General features: G+C 70.7%; 12 protein-coding genes and 1 pseudogene. 4 read left to right on the top strand and 9 right to left on the bottom strand.

Annotated elements, in window-relative coordinates; all coding sequences use genetic code 11:
- Nucleotides 1–6: 6 nt before the first annotated feature.
- Nucleotides 7–1035, bottom strand: coding sequence for an aspartate-semialdehyde dehydrogenase (locus tag ACFYXK_RS03995; protein ID WP_389409685.1), 1029 nt, complete (start codon nt 1033–1035; stop codon nt 7–9).
- Between the two features lie 250 nt (nt 1036–1285).
- Between ACFYXK_RS03995 and ACFYXK_RS03990 the strand changes: the two genes are divergently transcribed.
- A complete protein-coding gene (locus ACFYXK_RS03990) occupies nt 1286–2779 on the top strand; it encodes a M28 family metallopeptidase (protein WP_389409684.1) in 1494 nt (497 codons plus the stop codon).
- An 86-nt stretch (nt 2780–2865) separates the two neighbouring features.
- On the opposite strand, the gene ACFYXK_RS03985 is transcribed toward ACFYXK_RS03990, so the two are convergent.
- The 4 genes and pseudogenes from ACFYXK_RS03985 to pepN all read right to left on the bottom strand — a co-directional run bounded on the left by ACFYXK_RS03985 (nt 2866) and on the right by pepN (nt 10701).
- Nucleotides 2866–6195 (bottom strand): S8 family serine peptidase, encoded by a 3330-nt coding sequence (locus ACFYXK_RS03985; protein ID WP_389409683.1) that lies wholly within the window; start codon nt 6193–6195, stop codon nt 2866–2868.
- Nucleotides 6196–6498: 303 nt separating this feature from the next.
- Nucleotides 6499–6930: pseudogene (locus ACFYXK_RS03980) on the bottom strand (ABATE domain-containing protein); the annotation flags it as partial.
- Nucleotides 6931–6998: 68 nt separating this feature from the next.
- The gene (locus ACFYXK_RS03975) at nt 6999–7958 is read right to left on the bottom strand and encodes a hypothetical protein (protein WP_389409682.1); all 960 of its coding nucleotides are present in this window, start codon (nt 7956–7958) and stop codon (nt 6999–7001) included.
- 157 nt (nt 7959–8115) lie between these two features.
- Entirely contained in the window at nt 8116–10701 is a 2586-nt protein-coding gene (pepN, locus tag ACFYXK_RS03970) for an aminopeptidase N (RefSeq protein WP_389409681.1), read from the bottom strand.
- A 124-nt stretch (nt 10702–10825) separates the two neighbouring features.
- Between pepN and ACFYXK_RS03965 the strand changes: the two genes are divergently transcribed.
- Entirely contained in the window at nt 10826–11473 is a 648-nt protein-coding gene (locus ACFYXK_RS03965; RefSeq protein ID WP_389409680.1) for a DsbA family protein, read from the top strand.
- 150 nt (nt 11474–11623) lie between these two features.
- On the opposite strand, the gene ACFYXK_RS03960 is transcribed toward ACFYXK_RS03965, so the two are convergent.
- From ACFYXK_RS03960 to ACFYXK_RS03950, 3 genes are all read right to left on the bottom strand, one after another.
- Nucleotides 11624–12280 (bottom strand): superoxide dismutase, encoded by a 657-nt coding sequence (locus tag ACFYXK_RS03960; RefSeq protein WP_389409679.1) that lies wholly within the window; start codon nt 12278–12280, stop codon nt 11624–11626.
- A gap of 184 nt (nt 12281–12464) precedes the next feature.
- Nucleotides 12465–13880: an amino acid permease gene (locus ACFYXK_RS03955; RefSeq protein ID WP_389409678.1), complete on the bottom strand. Its 1416-nt coding sequence runs from the start codon at nt 13878–13880 to the stop codon at nt 12465–12467.
- Nucleotides 13881–13959: 79 nt separating this feature from the next.
- Entirely contained in the window at nt 13960–15315 is a 1356-nt protein-coding gene (locus tag ACFYXK_RS03950; protein WP_389409845.1) for an amino acid permease, read from the bottom strand.
- Nucleotides 15316–15660: 345 nt separating this feature from the next.
- Between ACFYXK_RS03950 and ACFYXK_RS03945 the strand changes: the two genes are divergently transcribed.
- Nucleotides 15661–16242 carry a biotin transporter BioY gene (locus ACFYXK_RS03945; RefSeq protein WP_389409677.1) on the top strand — a complete coding sequence of 194 codons (582 nt, stop codon included), beginning with the start codon at nt 15661–15663 and terminating at the stop codon, nt 16240–16242.
- Between the two features lie 84 nt (nt 16243–16326).
- Here ACFYXK_RS03945 and ACFYXK_RS03940 read toward each other — a convergent pair whose 3' ends face one another.
- Nucleotides 16327–17760 (bottom strand): amino acid permease, encoded by a 1434-nt coding sequence (locus ACFYXK_RS03940; RefSeq protein ID WP_389409676.1) that lies wholly within the window; start codon nt 17758–17760, stop codon nt 16327–16329.
- A 219-nt stretch (nt 17761–17979) separates the two neighbouring features.
- On the opposite strand from ACFYXK_RS03940, the gene ACFYXK_RS03935 reads away from it, so the two are divergent.
- A complete protein-coding gene (locus ACFYXK_RS03935; protein WP_389409675.1) occupies nt 17980–18465 on the top strand; it encodes a ribose-5-phosphate isomerase in 486 nt (161 codons plus the stop codon).
- Nucleotides 18466–18604: the final 139 nt, after the last annotated feature.

The raw sequence follows: 18604 nt of genomic DNA, 5'->3' as shown, positions 1-18604 counted from the left end.
GGAGGCTCAGCCGCGCAGTTCCTCGGCGACGAGCTCGGCGATCTGGACCGCGTTCAGGGCCGCGCCCTTGCGCAGGTTGTCGTTCGAGAGGAACAGCGCGAGGCCGTTCTCGACCGTCTCGTCGACGCGGATGCGGCCGACGTACGAGGCGTCCTTGCCCGCCGCCTGCAGGGGGGTCGGGATCTCCGAGAGCTCGACGCCCGGGGCGTCCTTGAGGAGCTCGTAGGCGCGCTCGACGCTGATCGGGTTCGCGAAGCGGGCGTTGACCTGCAGGGAGTGGCCGGAGAAGACGGGCACGCGCACGCAGGTGCCGGAGACCTTGAGCTCCGGGATCTCCAGGATCTTGCGGGACTCGTTGCGGAGCTTCTGCTCCTCGTCGGTCTCGAAGGAGCCGTCGTCGACGATCGAGCCCGCGAGCGGGACCACGTTGTACGCGATGGGGCGCTTGTAGACGGCCGGCTCCGGGAAGTCCACGGCGCCACCGTCGAAGGTCAGCTGGTCGGCGGCCTCGGACACGGCGCAGGCCTGGCCCTTGAGCTCGGCGACGCCGGCCAGGCCCGAGCCGGAGACGGCCTGGTAGGTGGTGGCGACCATCGAGGTCAGGCCGGCCTCGTCGTGCAGCGGGCGCAGCACCGGCATCGCGGCCATGGTGGTGCAGTTCGGGTTCGCGATGATGCCCTTGGGGCGGTTCTTGATCGCGTGCGGGTTGACCTCGGAGACGACGAGCGGCACGTCGGGGTCGCGGCGCCAGGCGGAGGAGTTGTCGATCACGACGGCGCCCTGGGAGGCGACCTTCTCGGCGAGGGTCTTGGAGGTGGCGCCGCCCGCGGAGAACAGGACGATGTCCAGGCCGGAGTAGTCGGCCGTGGAGGCGTCCTCGATGGTGATCTCCTTGCCCTCCCACTCGAGGGTCGAGCCCGCGGAGCGGGCCGAGGCGAACAGCCGCAGCTCGTCCACCGGGAACTTGCGCTCGGCGAGGATGCCGCGCATGACTGCGCCGACCTGACCGGTGGCTCCGACGATTCCGACCCTCACGGTGACTCCTTCTGCTACGTACGACGCGGGCGCGTGAAGCCATCATGCGTTCGACCCCACGAGGCTTGTCCAATCCATTGTCCGAGGAACGGACGGTGTCCCCGGTGTGAACCCGCGTGACACGTTCGTGGCGGCTGTGTTGCACCCCCGCTGAGCGCCCGTTTTGCCAGGTCACGGCCGGTTACGGTCTGGTCGGTCGCGTCCGGTATCCGGACGGGCCGTCCGCACACCGAACTCGGGGAGAACCGCCGTGCGTGCCATCCGCCACCGCCACCGCCACCACCGCCGGTCCATACCGGCGCTCGCCGCCCTCGCGGCCGCCGCCGTGGCCGCACCCGTCCTGCTGACCGCCACCCCGGCGGCCGCCCACCCGCACGAGGGCAGGCTGGCCGGGGAACTGGTGGCGGAGGTCACCGCCCGCGGCGCCTACCGCCACCTGGCGAAGTTCCAGCAGATCGCCGACGCCAACGGCGGCAACCGCGCCGCCGGCACGCCCGGCCACGCCGCCTCGGCCGCCTATGTCCACGACACCCTCGCGAAGGCCGGGTACCAGGTCGCGTACCAGGACTTCGAGATACACGAGGCGCACACGAAGACGGAGAAGACCACCGTCCTCGGCGGCGAACCGCGGGAGCTGGCCACCGCCGCCTTCACCTTCACGAAGTCGACCCCGGCCGGCGGGCTGACCGCCCCGATCGCCCTCGCCCGGGTCGACGAGACCCCGGGCTGCGACGCCGCCGACTATCCGGCCGGGGCCTTCGCCGGAAAGATCGCCCTGGTCAAGCGGGGTGCCTGCACCTTCGTCGAGAAGCAGAAAGCCGCCGCGGCGGCCGGCGCGCTCGGCGTGATCGTCTACAACCACAGCGGTACCACCCCGGTCCGGGGCGGGTTCTCCTCGCCCGCCGAGGGGATCATCCCGAGCGCCGGGATCACCCTCGCCGACGGCGAGGCACTGGCCGCGGCCGCGGCCGGGGGAGAAGTGACCGTACGCCTGGACCTGGACCAGGAGCACGTGAAGAAGACCACCCGCAACGTGATCGCCGAGACCAGGGGCGGCCGCTCCGACCGTGTCGTGGCGGTCGGAAGCCACCTGGACTCGGTCCCCGAGGGCCCGGGCATCAACGACAACGGCTCCGGCTCGGCCGGCCTGCTGGAGGTGGCGCTCAAGCTCGCGGAAGAGGGCGCCAACAAGAAGGGGAAGGGGCCCGCCAACAAGGTCCGCTTCGCCTGGTGGTCGGCGGAGGAGCTCGGCCTGCTGGGATCGGAGCACTACGTGGCGCAGCTGTCGGAGAAGCAGAGGAAGGACATCGCCCTCTACCTGAACTTCGACATGATCGCCTCGCCGAACCCGGTCCAGTTCGTCTACGACGGCGACGACTCGGACAAGACCGGCGAAGGCGCCGGGCCGGCCGGCTCGGCGCAGATCGAGGCGCTCATCAACGGCTTCCTCGACCGCAAGGGCAAGCCCCACGAGGGCAGCGACTTCGACGGCCGGTCCGACTACGGCCCGTTCATCGCGAACGGCATCCCGGCCGGCGGCACCTTCACCGGCGCCGAGGGCATCAAGACCGCCGAGCAGGCCCGGCGTCACGGCGGCACGGCCGGGGCCCCGTACGACCCGCACTACCACGGGGCGGGCGACACCCTGAAGAACCTGGACCTGAAGGCCTTCGACACCAACCTGGACGTCATCGCCCACGCGGTCGGCACCTACGCCCAGGACCTGAGCTCGCTGGGCAGGTAGCCCGCGTCCGCGGGAGCGGAAAGCCCGAAGGGGCGGTGCTCGTCAGAGCACCGCCCCTTCAGTGTGGATCCGTGGATCCGGAGGTACTACGGGGTGACCTTCTCGATCTGGACGCTGCCGGTGCCGGCGGCGGTGCCGCGGGCGTTGAGCAGCTTGACCTCGCCGAAGAACTGACGGCCCTCGGGGGCCGGGGCGGCGGCGAGGACGTTCGCCGTGACCGTCGCCGAGGCGCCGTTGGCCAGGTTCACCGCGGCACCCTCGTCGACCTGGACGGAGCCCAGGGCGGACGAGAAGTACACGTCGCGGTAGTTGTACGTGGTGGACCCGGACGGAACGGCGTAGCCGTCCACCTGGATGGTGTAGGTGCCGGCGGCCGGGTTGAGCAGGGTCACGGCCTCCTCGGAGTCGCCGTCGGCGGAGGAGCCGACCTTCACGCCGTCCTTGAGGACGGTGAGGTCGAGGTCGGCACCGGTGTCGGAGACACCGCCGATGGCCACGTCCAGGCGGGAAACGCCCTCACCGATGGTGACGGTGCTCGTCTGGGACTCGCCGTTCGCGATGGTCGGCTTGGCGACCTTCGCGGAGCCGAGCGGGCCGCCCTGGAGCTTGCCGCCCGAGATGGCGGCGGCGTCGTTCTTGATCGTCCACTGGACCGGGGCCGGGGTGCCCTGCTTCACCTCGGGCAGGACCTTGACCGCCGGGTCGAAGGCCGCGCCGAGGACGGAGACGTCCAGCTTGAACGGGTTGTCGAGCAGCGGCGACGTACGGCGCGACTCGACCTCGATCTCCCAGACGCCCGGCTGCGGGTTCTCGTACGAACGCAGGTCGGGGCGGCACTTGTTGGCCGGGTTGTCGTAGTTCGGGTAGCACATGGTGGTCGCGCTGTCCTCGACGCCCACACCGTACGGGTGGATCGAGATGAAGCGCGTCTGGCTGCCCGCCGCGAGACCGCCGAGGGCGACCTCGAGGGACTTCGCGCCCTGCGGCACGGTGACGAAGTACGACTTGTGGCTGTTGCGCTGGACGGAGGAGGTGTCCGACAGCGTGAACGACGGCTTCGCCAGCGGGGTGGAGGCGACGACCGTGGTCAGGATCTGCTTGTCGATGCCCTCGGTGGTCTCGTCGTCCAGCTGCAGGATGCCGCTGTGGACGCCGGCCGACTTGGGCTGGGCCTCGACCTTGATGGTGACCGGCTTGTTCAGCGGCAGCGTGACGTAGTCGTAGCCGCCGACGACCTTGAACGTGCCGTCGTTGTTGCGCCAGCTCAGGTTGTGACGCGTGCCGTACTTGACGCCCGTGGTGCGGGTGACGACGACGTCGTAGACCTTCTTCTGGCCGACCTTGAGGCCGCCCTCGCGGTCGTAGAGGCCGGTGCCGAAGCCCGGGGTCTTCAGGAACTGGTCGATCGCGGTGTCGACCGGCGCCTTGACGGTGAACTCGTTCGCCTTGGCACCGCGCTGGATGGACTCCCAGGCACCGTTGATGTCGATCAGACCCGCGCCCTGGGCGTGCGCCGGGACGTCGTCGATCTTCTTCGCGGTGCTGGTGAGCGCGACGCGCAGGCTCGCCGGGGTGAGCGCGATGTGCTGCTGCTTCGCGGCCGAGATCAGCAGGGCGCTGGCGCCCGCCGCCTGCGGCGAGGACATCGAGGTGCCCTGCAGCATCGAGTAGCCGGCCGGCAGGTTGTAGCCGGCCTCCTTCACCGGTCCGCCGGGCAGCCAGGTCTGCGTGGTGTTGATGGCCGCGCCGGGGGCGGTGATGGTCGGCGTGAAGCCGCCGTCCTCACGCGGACCGCGCGAGGAGAACGGGAACATGTTGTACTTCTTGGTCACGCCGGAGCCGTAGTTGGCGGCCCAGGTCTCCTTGGAGACCGCGGCACCCACGGAGATGACCTTGTCCGCGAGACCGGGGTCGCCGATGGTGTTGACACCGGGGCCCTCGTTGCCCGCCGAGATGACGAGCTGGACACCGTAGGTGTCGATGAGGTTCCTGTAGAGCTCGGCGCGGGCGTTGTTGCCGTCGTTCAGCGCCGGCAGGCCGCCGATGGACATGTTGACGATGTCCACGCCGCGGTTGACGACGAGGTCGATCATGCCCTCGGTCAGCGCGACGTTGGTGCAGCCGCCGGACCAGGAGCAGGCGCGCGAGGAGACGATCTTCGCGCCGGGCGCCTCGCCGTTCATCTTGCCGCCGAAGAGGCTGTTGGCGGCGGTGATGCCGGCGACGTGCGTGCCGTGCTCGGACTCGATGATGCCGATGTTGACGAAGTCGGCCTTCTTGCCGACCCAGTCCCCGCCGAGCGGGTCCATCGGGACGTCCTTGCGGATCTGGATCACGAACGGGATGCGCTCGGCGACGTCGGTCGCCGGGTTGTCCGTGCCGAAGTAGCCGATCTGGTAGCCGTCCTTGTACGGCTTCATCGGCTCGTTGTTCGTGAAGTCGCCGTCCTGGTCGGTGTCGACGCGGACGGTGCCGGCGGCGGCGTCGTAGAGCATGCCGAACCGGTCGGTGGTGTCCCCGTCCCGGTTGACGTCGCCCTTCATGTCACCGGTGGCGGTGATCGACTCGCTGAACCGGCTCCACTGGTACGAACCCTCCGGGGCCTTCCAGCTCTGGCCGCCCGCGCTGAAGGTGCCGCCCGTGGCCGTGACCGGGGTGATCTGCGCGCGCCAGGTGGCGTCGTTGTCGGTGATCGGGTCGGTCGCGGTGACCCAGTCGACGATCTTGCGCTCGCCCGTGGTGGTCTTCTGGAGCGCCGGGTGGCCGAGGTCGACGCCCGAGTCCAGGATGCCGATGGTCACGCCGCGGCCGTCGGCCTGCGGGTTCTTGGCGACGAAGTCCACCGCGCCGGTCTCGAAGGACGGGTTGTACGGGTTCTTCGCGGGGGTGTTCTTGTCCGGCCCCGGGTAGGTCTCGGAGGCGGTCTTCTTCGCCGAGCTCGATTCCTTGCCGCCGTCGGGGCGCGGGTCCGACAGCTGGATCTCGTGCTTGAGGTCCATGGCGTGCACGGAGGACAGCTTGGCGGCGGCCTTCAGCGCGGCCTCGGCCTTGCCGGTGGGCAGCGTGGCCCGCACGTAGCCGAGCTTGTCGTCGGTCTTGCCGACCGAGGCGCCCTGCACCGCGGTGAGCTGGTCCGCGACCTGCTTGGTCTGGCCGGGGGCGGTGGCCACCATGACGGTGACGGTCGCGTCGCCCTTGGCCTTGGCCTCCTGCAGCAGCTCGGCGTCCGCCGAACCGAGCTTCTGGTCGGCGGACTTGACGGCCGGGCCGCTGCCCGGGGTGCCGGTCGCGGGGCCGGTGGCCGCGAACACGGGCATCGCGCCCGCCGTCGCGAGCGCGGCGACCAGACCGGCCGCGGCCGCGACGCGTGCAACGCGTCTGGCCCCGGATATGGAGCTGGGGGATTCGAGGGTCATCAGCATCCCTGGATAAGTGAAAGATACGGTCCGGATTTCGGTGCCGGATGACCGGTCAGCTTTGCGCAAGTGACAGCTCTTTGGGGAGCGTTGTCTTGACCGAGACCTGACATGGCGGACTCCCGCCAGCTCAGGGGATGTGCCATCAAGGCCGTACCGGGGCGTACCCGTGCGAATCACAGGGGTTGAAGAGTTGCTTTGTCGACTTCCCGACCTCTTGGCGGAGGTGGGACGGTGCCCGGTCTCAGACCGGGTGTGACAACTTCGGGCTTCTCAGCGCTCGCGCGTGCGCGCGTAGTGCTCGCGGAGCCGCTCGGGCGCCGAGACCAGCAGCTCCAGGTAGTCGCGGGCGGCCGTCCAGGCCGGACCCCAGGTCGGGTCGTCGAACTCGGCCCGCTCGCCCGGACCTTCGGCGGTCAGGGTGACCCGGATCCGCCCGTGCTCCAGGACGGCGTCGATCAGGGCGCGCGCACTCGCGTCGGCCGGGTCCGCGACGGCCCGGGCCAGCGCCTCGCGGGCGGTCATCAGGTGGACGAGGGTCGCGGCGTCGGCGCGGAAGCGGTCGGCCAGCCCGGTGGTGCGCAGCCAGACCGCGAGCCCCTCGACCCGGGTCAGCCCGAAGGCCCCGGCGAAGAGGTCGGCGGGCCCGCCGTCCTGGGTCCAGCGCGTGTTCAGCAGGTCCAGGGCGATCGGTCCGCCCTTCAGCGGGCGCGGGTCCGCCGCCTCTGTCGCCATCCCACCGCTCCTCCGTGCACGCCTGCAGATCCGCCGAGCGTACGTGACCGGCCGGCGCCGGCCGCCCTTCACCGGGGGAGTACGACCAGGTAGGCGGCGGGCTCGCGGTCGGCGGACGCCGTCAGGGCGGTCCGGACGACCGCGGCCTGCTGCTCGGGCCAGTCGCGGAGCTTGCGCGGGGTGATGTGCAGGACGGTCACCCCGAGCCGCTCCAGGGTCTCCCGCTTGCGGACGGCCTCCGAGAACTGCTCGTCCTCGCCCTGCCGGGGCGCACGGGTGTCGATCTCCACGGCGACGGCCTGCTCGGGCCAGAACGCGTCGACCCCGCCGACGTGCGGGCCGCCGGGCAGGCGCAGGTCCACGTTCCAGACCGGCTCGGGCAGCTCGTATCCCCGTACGAGCTGGTACAGCCGGTCCTCGGCGATGGCCCGGCCCTCGGCGAGCAGGGACTCGACGGCGTCGACCACGTGGGGGCGGTTCAGCAGCCGGGCCACCGTCAGCTCCCGTACGACGGCGGCGGGCTCGCAGTGCCCGCCGCGGACGGCCTCGCTCAGCAGGCGGCGCACGGTGCCCGCGTCGGAGAGCTGGGCGACGGCGTCGGCCAGGGCTCGGGCCACGGGCGCGACGGGCAGAGAGGTCACCTGCTGCGCGCGGGGCGGGGTGTGCGACCGCACGATCCGTACGGTGCCGACGGAGCGGAGCCGGCGGGTGTGGGGCACCAGTACGTCGATCTGCGCGAGGGCCGTCAGGGCGGGCGCGGAGCCGAACCGGTACAGCGCGAGGGCCGCCAGCCCGGTGATCATGGCTTCGCCGCCGCGGCGGCCCGCGTACAGCAGGGCCGCGTGCAGGCGCTCCTCGCTGGTCGCGGCGCCCGGGTGGAGCAGGAACACCCCCGGCAGGATCTCCTGCCAGGGCCGTGCGGCGGCGTCGGAGGCGCTCACGCCGTGCTCGCGGAGCTGGGCGAGGCTCAGCACGCGGGGGCGGCTGCCGGTGAGGTGGGCGAGGGGGAGGGGTGCGTTGTGGTTCATGCGGCGGAGATTCCCGCTCGCCCCGGCCCCGCTAACCCCTGTTACGTTCCCGTCGACAAATCCGGACAAGCCCGCACTAAAGTACGGCCGTTCGAAAGCCGATACCGCCGTTCGCTTCCGTCGGCGGGGCCGAGGTCCGGCCCCGCCGACGGGTGCGTCAGACCGAGGCGGCCGCCGCGTCGCAGGCCTGCGCGCGCAGGGCGCGGGCCAGGTCGTCACGGGCCTCCAGCACCAGGCGGCGCAGCGCCGGCGGAGCCGACTCGTGGGCCGACAGCCAGGCGTCCGTCGCGGCCAGCGTGGCCGGCGAGTCCTCCAGCGACGGGTACAGCCCCTTCACCACGTGCATGCCGATCTGGATCGAACGCTCCGCCCAGATCCGCTCGATCACCTCGAAGTAGCGCTCCGCGTAAGGCGCCAGCAGCGCCCGCTGCGAGGACTGCTGCATACCGGCGATCGTCGCCTCCACCAGCGCGTTCGACAGCGCGTCGGATTCGACCACCGCCACCCACGCCTGGTCCTTGACCGCCTCCGAGGGTCGCGCCGCCAGGCACCGCACCTGGTGCCGCTTGCCCGACGCGGTGTCGTCCCGCACCAGTTCCGCAGCCAGCGCGGCCTCGTCCACGGCTCCGTGCGCGGCGAGCGGCAGCAGGAAGTCCCACCGCAGCTCCTGGTCCACGTCCAGCCCGTCGATCCGCGCCGAGCCGTCCAGCAGCCCCAGCAGCAGCTGGAAGTCGCCCTCCGTCGCCGCGCTAGCGGCGAAGAAGCGGGCCCAGGTCAGCTGGTGCTCCGAAGCGGGCTCCGCCCGCCGCAGCTCCTGCAGCGCGACCGCCGACAGCACCCGGCCGCCCTGCTCGCGCCAGTCGGCCGCCGCGTAGTGCGTGACCGCGGTCAGCGCCTGCGCGTGCACCATCTGCAGCACGCCGACGTCGCTCTCGCGCCCGGCGTGGGCCAGCACCAGCGAGACGAAGTCGCGCGCCGGCATCAGCCCGTCCCGCGTCAGGTTCCACAGCGCCGACCAGCACAGCGCCCGCGCCAGCGGATCCGCGACGTCCCCCAGCCGCACCCGCAGGGTCTCCAGCGAGCCCTCGTCGAAGCGCATCTTGCAGTAGGTGAGGTCCTCGTCGTTGACGAGCACCAGGTCGGGCCGCTCCTGCCCGGCCAGCTCCGCCACGACCGTCCTGACCCCCGCCACGTCCGCCTCGGCCTGCGCGTAGCGCACCAGCGAGCCGTCCTCCAGCCGGTACAGGCCGACCGCGACCCGGTGGGGGCGGCCCGCCGACGGAGTCGGCTGACCGGGCAGGGCCTCGCCCTCCTGGACCACCGCCAGCTCGGTCACCCGGCCGCCCGCGTCGTACGTCACCACCGGCGTCAGCACGTTCACGCCGGCCGTCTGCAGCCACGCCCGCGACCACTCGGCCATGTCCCGCCCGGAGACCTCCCCGAGGACCGCCAGCAGGTCGTCCAGCGTGGTGTTCCCGTACGCGTTGGCCTTGAAGTAGCGCCGGGCGCCCTCGAGGAACGCGTCGCGCCCCACGTACGCCACCAGCTGCTTGAGGACCGCCGCGCCCTTGGCGTACGTGATGCCGTCGAAGTTGAGCTTCGCGTCCTCCAGGTCACGGATGTCGGCCGTGATCGGGTGCGTGGAGGGCAGCTGGTCGGCCCGGTACGCCCACGCCTTGCGGCTGTTGGCGAAGGTCACCCACGCCTGGTCGAAGCGGGTCGCCTCCACCTGCGAGAAGGAGCCCATGAAGTCCGCGAAGGACTCCTTCAGCCACAGGTCGTCCCACCACTTCATGGTGACGAGGTCGCCGAACCACATGTGGGCCATCTCGTGCAGGATCGTGTTGCAGCGGCGCTCGTACGCGGCCCGCGTCACCTTCCCGCGGAAGATGTACTCCTCGCGGAAGGTCACCATCCCCGGGTTCTCCATCGCGCCCAGGTTGTACTCGGGCACGAAGGCCTGGTCGTACTTCCCGAAGGGGTACGGGTAGTCGAAGTGCTCGTGGAAGAAGTCGAAGCCCTGCTTGGTGACCAGGAAGACGTCGTCGGCGTCGAAGTGCTTCGCCAGCCCCTTGCGGCACATCGCGCCCAGCGGGATCGTCAGGTCCCCGCGCGTGTAGGTGTCCGTCACGTAGTGGTACGGGCCCGCCACCACGCACGTGATGTACGTGGAGATCGGCGCGGTCTCGGCGAACCGCCGGGTCAGGCCCTCGCGGGACTCCTCGGCGCCGTTGCTCCAGACCTGCCAGCCCTCCGGCGCGGTCACCTCGAAGCGGTAGGGCGCCTTCAGGTCGGGCTGTTCGAAGTTCGCGTACACCCGCCGGGCGTCGGCCGGCTCGTACTGCGTGTAGAGGTAGACCTCGCCGTCCTCCGGGTCCACGAAGCGGTGCATGCCCTCGCCCGTGCGGCTGTACGCGCAGTTCGCGTCCACCACGAGGACGTTCTCGGAGGCCAGGTCGGCCAGGGCGATCCGCACCCCGTCGAAGACGGCGGCCGGGTCCAGTGCGCGCCCGTTGAGTGTGACGGAGTTCACCGACGGGGCGACGAGGTCCGCGAAGGTGGCCGAGCCGGGGGCCGCGGCCCGGAAGCGGATCGTGGTCACCGAGCGGAAGGTCCGCGGCCCCTCGGCCGGTTCGGCCTCGTCCACGGCGGACCGCAGGTCGAGGACCACCTCGTACCCGTCGACGGACAGCAGCTCGGCCCGCTCGCGGGCCTCGTCACGGGACAGATTCTCTCCGGGCACGTGCACTCCTTCGTGCGTGATCGCGATACCTGATCGAATCCTCCCACGGGGGAATGCGGAGGGTCCTGGCCTGGTTGGCGAGGGGGAACAGGACCCGCGGTACCCAAGCGACACGAGGAGAGACATGGCCGACACCCAGGTGCGAGAGAAGACCCCGGTCGACTTCTGGTTCGACCCGCTCTGCCCCTGGGCCTGGATGACGTCCCGCTGGATGCTGGAGGTCGAGAAGGTCCGCGACGTCGAGGTGCGCTGGCACGTGATGAGCCTCGCCGTCCTCAACGAGAACAAGCTCGACGAACTGCCCGAGCACTACCGCGAGATCCTCGGCCCCAAGGGCTGGGCGCCGGTCCGCGTGGTCATCGCGGCCCAGCAGAAGCACGGTGACGAGATCACCGGCAAGCTCTACACCGCGCTCGGCACCCGGATCCACAACGAGGACAAGGGTGCGACCCGCGAGGTCATCGCCGAGGCCCTGGAGGAGGTCGGCCTGCCGGCCGAGCTGCTCGCCTACGCCGACTCGGACGAGTACGACCAGGTGCTGCGCGACTCCCACAACAACGGCATCGACCGCGTCGGCCAGGAGGTCGGCACCCCGGTGATCTCCGTGCCCGGCGCCGAGGGCGACGAGGTGGCCTTCTTCGGGCCGGTCGTCACCCCCACCCCGCGCGGCGAGGCCGCGGCCCGGCTGTGGGACGGCACCCTGCTGGTCGCCTCCACCCCCGGCTTCTACGAGATCAAGCGCACCCGCACCAAGGGCCCGTCCTTCGAGTAGGCCTGCTGTCGCACACACGGAAGACCCCCGCAAGTCACGTCCTTGCGGGGGTCTTCCGTTGGACGCCCCCACGCGAAGGTTGAGAAGACGATCACGAGGCTGGGGGCACCTCCCGGCCGAAGGCTGGGGGAGGGCTCGGTGGGGCCGTGATCAGCCCTTGGCGGGGATCAGCAGCGGGGTGTTCGCCTTGGCGTCGGCGTAGCGCCCGGCCACGTCCTGCCAGTTGACGACGTTCCACATGGCCTCGATGAAGTCCACCTTCTGGTTCTTGTACTGCAGGTAGAAGGCGTGCTCCCAGGCGTCGAAGACCAGGATCGGGGTGCTGGCCACGCCCACGTTGCCCTGGTGGTCGTAGACCTGCTCGACGACCAGGCGGCCGCTGACCGGCTCGTACGCGAGCACGCCCCAGCCGGAGCCCTGCGTGGCGGAGGACGCGAACGTCAGCTGCTTCTTGAACTTGGCGAAGGAGCCGAAGGACTCGGTGATGGCGTCCGCGAGCTCGCCGACGCCGTCCGCGGCGGTGGGCTCGCCGCCGCCCTCACCGGTCTTCGGGCTGGCCATGTTGTGCCAGTAGATGCTGTGCAGGATGTGGCCGGAGAGGTGGAACGCGAGGTTCTTCTCGAGGCCGTTGAGCGCGCCCCAGTTCTCCTTGTCGCGGGCCTCCGCCAGCTGCTCCAGCGTGTTGTTGGCGCCCGTGACGTAGGCCGCGTGGTGCTTGTCGTGGTGCAGCTCGATGATCTGCGGGTTGATCACCGGCTCGAGCGCCGCGTAGTCGTACGGAAGCTCAGGAAGCGTGTAGATGGCCATGCGTGTTATCCGGTCCCCTCAGCGTGCCAACTGCTTATTGCAATCAATGCGCAACTGCACGCTAGCAGTATCTATTCCGGTGATCACGTAAGGGTCACCTGACCTCGCCGGGTGTGCCCCGGGTACGACGAAGGCGCTCCCCGTGCCGGTGGCAAGGGGAGCGCCTTCGTCGTGTGAGGGCCGGTCAGGCCCGGGTCGCGGCCCGGCGCTGCATCACGTAGCCGGTCGCCGCGAGGGCGAGGGTGAGGCCGCCGGTGAACACCACCTGGACCCGGGTGTCCTCGCCGAGGGCCATCAGGACCAGGACCCCGGCCACTCCGGCCAGCGCCACCCAGGTCAGGTACGGGAAGCCCCACATCTTCACGACCAGCTTCCCGGGCGCCTCCCGCTCCAGCCGGCGCCGCAGCACGAACTGCGAGACGGCGATGAAGCCCCAGACGACGAGGATGACGCCGCCGACCATGTTCAGCAGCCAGGCGAACAGGGTGTCCGGGTACCAGTACGACAGCAGCACGGTGACGAAGCCGAAGCCGCAGGAGGCGAGCACGGCGCGGCGCGGCACCCGGCCGCTGACCTTGCCCAGCGCCTTGGGGCCCTGGCCGCGGGAGACGAGCGAGTGGGCCATCCGCGAGGAGCCGTAGACGTTGGCGTTCATCGCCGACAGCAGCGCGATCAGGATGACCACGTTCATGATCTCGCCGGCGGCGGGGATGCCCAGGTGGTCCAGGGTGGCCGCGTACGGGCCCTCGTCGGTCACCGCCGGGTCGTTCCACGGCAGCAGCGTGACGATGACCAGCATCGAGCCGACGTAGACGATCGCGATCCGCCACATGGTGGTCTTCACGGCCCGGGCCACGCCCTTGACGGGGTCGTCGGACTCGGCGGCCGCGATGGTCACCGTCTCCAGGCCGCCGTACGCGACGACCGAGGCCAGCAGCCCGACCAGCAGGCCGTCCGTGCCGTTCGGCAGGAACCCGCCGTCGTGCACCAGGTTGGCGGCGCCCGGGGAGGAGGTGCCGGGCAGCAGGCCCAGGACGGCCAGCACGCCCAGGCCCAGGAACAGCGCGATCGCACCGATCTTGAGGGCGGCGAACCAGAACTCGAACTCGCCGAAGTGGGAGACGGCGGCCAGGTTGGTGCCGCAGAACAGGGCCATGAAGGCCAGCACCCACATCCAGGACGGGGTGCCGGGGAACCAGCCGGTCATGATGTGCGCCGCGCCGATCGCCTCGATGGCCACGCCCACGCACAGCAGCGTCCAGAACATCCAGCCGGCCGTGAACCCGGCCCAGGGGCCGATCGCCCGGTCCGCGTGCACGGAGAAGGAGCCGGAGGCGGGGTTCGCGGCGGACATCTCGCCGAGCATCCGCATCACGAACATCACGAGCAGGCCGGACACGGCGTACGCGATCACGATCGAGGGACCGGCGGCGGCGATGCCGGCGCCGGAGCCGACGAAGAGGCCGGCGCCGATGACCCCGCCGAGGGCGATCATCGAGAGGTGGCGCTGCTTGAGGCCGTTGCCGAGGGGGGATCCGCCGTCGGCCGGCGCTGCCGTGCCGTGCCGCTGCTCCGGGGGTGTGATGGTGCTCTGACTCATGGGGCCATACTGCCCACCGTCCGATTATCGAACGTTTCCTGTCCAATATCCGGACGGTGGGCAGGCGGGCTCGACGGCGTCAGGCCCGGCGTGCCCGGATCTCCCGCACCCACGCCACCACCAGGACGGCCGCGGCCGCGCCGGTGGACCACAGCAGCTGCGGCCGCGCCGAGTCGTCGAACAGCATCAGCACCAGCACCGCCGCCATGCCGAGCAGCGCCGCCCACGTCAGGTACGGGAAGCACCACATCCGCAGCGTGAGGCGCTCCGGCATGTCCCGCTCCAGTGCGCGGCGCAGCTTCAGCTGCGAGACCGCGATCAGCGCCCACACGAACAGCAGCACCGCGCCGACCGCGTTGAGCATGTAGAGGAAGACCGTGTCCGGCCACAGCAGGTTCAGCACCACCGACACGAAGCCGAAGGCGACCGAGGCGAACACGGCCCGGCGCGGCACTCCGCCGCCGGACACCTTCAGCAGCGCCCGGGGCGCCTCGCCGCGCTCGGCCAGCGAGAAGACCATGCGGGAGGAGCCGTACAGGTTGGCGTTGAGCGCGGACAGCAGCGCCACGAACACCACGATGTTCATGATCTGACCGGCCGCCGGGATCCCGATGGAGTCCAGCACCGCGACGTACGGGCTCTCGCCCGGCTTCAGGGAGTCCCACGGCAGCAGGGTGACGATGACCACCATCGAGCCGACGTAGAAGAAGAGGATGCGCCACACGGCGCTGCGCACCGCGCGGGCCACGGACTTGGCCGGGTCGTCGGACTCGGCGGCCGCGATGGTGACGACCTCCAGGCCGCCGAAGGCGAAGATGACGGCGAGCATGCCGGCGACCACTCCGCCGAAGCCCTCGGGGAAGAAGCCGCCTCGGCCGGTCAGGTTGGCCGTGCCGATGGGGTCGGTGTCCGGGAGCAGCCCGAAGATCGCGAGGGTGCCGAGGATCAGGAACAGCACGATCGCGCCGACCTTGAGGGCCGCGAACCAGAACTCGAACTCGCCGAAGTTCTTCACGGCGGCCAGGTTGCTCACGGTGAAGACCACCATGAAGATCAGCACCCAGACCCACTGGTCGACCGAGGGCAGCCAGCCGTTCGCGATCTTCGCCGCGCCGGTGGCCTCCACGGCCAGCACCACGACCAGCAGGAACCAGTAGAGCCAGCCCGCGGAGAAACCGGCCCAGCGGCCCAGCGCCCGCTCCGCGTACACGGAGAACGAGCCGGAGGCGGGCATCGCCGCCGACATCTCGCCGAGCGCGCGCATCACCAGCATGGCGAGGGCGCCCGCCAGCAGGTACGAGCAGATGATCGCGGGGCCGGCGATGCCGATGCCGGCGCCGGATCCGACGAACAGCCCGGCGCCGATCACGCCGCCGAGACCGAGCATGGTCAGGTGGCGCTGCTTGAGGCTGTGGCTGAGGGGTTCCGCCGGCATCTCGGTCCCGGAAGGAGGGGTGGGTCCGGTGGGCGGTGCGGTGGGCAAGCGGTCGCGCATGAGTGGGTGCTCGTACTCTCGTGCTCGGCAGCGGCGGTGGGGGCTCCGCAGAGGATTGGCGGGACCCTACAGTCTCGCCGGACGGCGCCCCTCCGTGCAAAACGGACGTGTTGTCTGAATCTGGCTCGTGACGCGGATCACTGCCGCGCAGGTGTGAACCGGCCTCTTTGTGCACTCCCCACCAAACCGGTGAGTAGGGCTTTGTCCCGGCCGGCGGCGAGGGGGCGCCCGGCCGCGCACTAGCGTCGGTGATCGTCCCGTCACCCTCACTCCGCGGAGCCTCCGATGAGCACTGCTTCCGTCTCCTTCCGCCCCGGCGTCGTCCTCGCCGACCTGCTGCCCGCGAGCCGTGTCCGCGACATCGCGCTCGTCGTCGGCGGAGCCGCGCTCACCGGTCTGGCCGCGCAGGTGTCCGTGCCCGTCCCCGGCTCCCCGGTCCCGGTCACCGGCCAGACCTTCGCGGCCCTGCTGGTGGGCACCGCCTTCGGTGCCCGACGCGGCTTCCTCTCGCTCGCCCTGTACGCGCTCGTCGGCATGGCGGGCGTGCCGTGGTTCGCGGGCGGCACGTCCGGCGCGGGCGGCGCCTCCTTCGGCTACGTGCTCGGCATGCTGCTCGCCGCCACCGTCGTGGGCGCGCTGGCCCGCCGCGGCGCCGACCGCTCGGTCCTGCGTACGGCCGCCACGATGGCGCTGGGCTCCGCCCTGATCTACGCGGTGGGCGTGCCGTACCTGGCGCTGTCCACCGGCATGTCCTTCGGCGCGGCCGTCGCGGCGGGTCTGACCCCGTTCCTGATCGGCGACGCGCTCAAGGCGGCGCTGGCGATGGGTCTGCTGCCCGCCACCTGGAAGCTGGTCGGCCGCAAGTAGCCCCCGTACGGCAAGCGCTGCAAGCACGGCAGCCCCGGACCACGCGAAGTGGTCCGGGGCTGCCGTGCTTGCGGGCATGCCCGCCTAGACGCGCTCGGCAGCCTTGCGGCGCATGTCGCGCACCACGCCGATGACCAGCACGACGGCGGCGACCAGCAGCGACAGCATGACCGTCTCGCGGTTGTCCTTGTCGTAGACCATGTAGGCCAGGACGAAGGTGATCATCGCGGCGGTGGCCCACGTCAGGTACGGGAAGAGCCACATCTTGACCGTCAGCTTGTCCGGCGCCTCGCGGACGAGGATCTTGCGCATCCGCAGCTGGGTCAGGCAGATGACCAGCCACACGAAGAGCGCGATCGCACCCGAGGAGTTCAGCAGGAAGCTGAAGACCGTGTCCGGGGAGGAGTAGTTGAAGTAGACCGCGGCGAAGCCGAAGACGACCGAGCCCAGGATCGCGGCCATGGGCACGCCCCGCTTGTTGACCTTGGCGAAGATCTTGGGCGCGTCACCGCGCTCGCCCAGCGAGAAGGCCATGCGGGAGGCCGTGTACATGCCCGAGTTCAGGCAGGACAGAACGGCGGTCAGGACGATCACGTTCATGATCTGGCCGGCGTGCGCGATGCCGATGGAGTCCAGGGCGGCGACGTACGAGCCCTTGTCGACGATCGACTTGTCGTTCCACGGCAGCAGGGTGAGGACGATGAAGATCGAGCCCAGGTAGAAGACGCCGATACGCCAGATCACCGAGTTGGTGGCCTTGGTGACCGCGCGGCGCGGGTCCTCGGACTCGCCGGCCGCCAGGGTGACGATCTCGCTGCCCATGAAGGAGAAGACGACCATCAGCACACCGGTGAGGATGGAGCCCCAGCCGTTCGGCATGAAGCCGCCGGCGTCGGTGAGGTGCGCGAAGCCCGCACCCGGGTTGTCCGAACCGGGCAGCACGCCGAAGACGGCGAGCATGCCGACGATCACGAAGGCGCCGATGGCGACGACCTTGATGCCCGCGAACCAGAACTCGAACTCGCCGTAGGAGGCGACCGAGCCGAGGTTGGTGACCGTCAGGACCACCATCACGATCAGGGCCCAGCCCCACTGCGGGACGGCCGGGACCCAGCCCTCGAGGATCTTCGCACCGGCGGTCGCCTCCACGGCGAGCACGACGACCCAGAAGAACCAGTACAGCCAGCCGATGGAGAAGCCGGCCCAGCGGCCGAGCGCGCGGTCGGCGTACGCGGAGAAGGAGCCCGAGTTCGGGCTGGCGGCGGCCATCTCGCCCAGCATCCGCATCACGAAGACGACCATCGCGCCGACGAGGAGGTACGAGATCAGGATGGCGGGGCCGGCCTTGGCGATGCCGCCACCGGAGCCGACGAAGAGGCCGGCGCCAATGACGCCGCCGATGGCGATCATGGACAGGTGGCGGTTCTTGAGACCGGCCTTCAGACCGTCGGAGGGCTGACCGTCACCGTTGTTTCCGGTGGGGTTGCCTTCCTTCTGAAGGGTCGTCGTGGAGCTCATGGACGGATCCTTAGGTTCTCGGGTTGCGAGCCCCGGCATTCAAACCTGAGATGAACGCAGGGCGGAAGACCCCAATCCGGATCGTTGCGTAGGGACGAACGTCCAGGACCTCGGTCCCCCCTGTCCCATCTGCGTTCTTTGGGTTTACTTGAGCTTTAGAAGTGACTTACGCGACACCCCTCCGCGGGCCTTGAGGGTCGCTCGTGCCACACTCGTCCCATGCGCGTGTACCTCGGATCCGACCATGCCGGCTTTGAGCTCAAGAACCACCTGGTGGACTGGCTCAAGAACAACGGCCACGAGCCCGTCGACTGCGGGCCCCACATCTACGACGCGGTGGACGACTACCCGCCGTTCTGCCTGCGAGCCGCGGAGAAGACCGCCGCGGACGCCGACGGCCTCGGCATCGTGATCGGCGGCTCCGGCAACGGGGAGCAGATCGCCGCGAACAAGGTCAAGGGCGTCCGCGCCATCCTGGCCTGGAGCGTCGAGACCGCGAAGCTCGGCCGCGAGCACAACAACGCCAACGTGATCTCCGTCGGCGGCCGCATGCACACCCAGGACGAGGCCGTCAGCTTCATCGAGGCCTTCCTGGCGACCCCGTACTCCGGCGAGGAGCGCCACACCCGCCGCATCGAGATGCTCTCCGCGTACGAGACCACCGGCGAGCTCCCCCCGATCCCGGCCCACCACCCGCAGGGCTGATCTTCCGCTTCGCCGGGGGGGGGCGGCGCCCCCCCCCCCCCCGGGGGGTGTGGGGGCCCCCCCCCGGGGGACCCCCGCGCGCCCCCCCGCCCCCCGGGGCGCGCGACCACCCCCCCCCCCCCCCCCCCCCCCCCCCACG

Source organism: Streptomyces sp. NPDC002209 (assembly GCF_042890265.1).
GTDB lineage: Bacteria > Actinomycetota > Actinomycetes > Streptomycetales > Streptomycetaceae > Streptomyces.
Note: the sequence above shows the minus strand (reverse complement) of the source record. Positions and strands in the feature narration are given on the sequence as shown.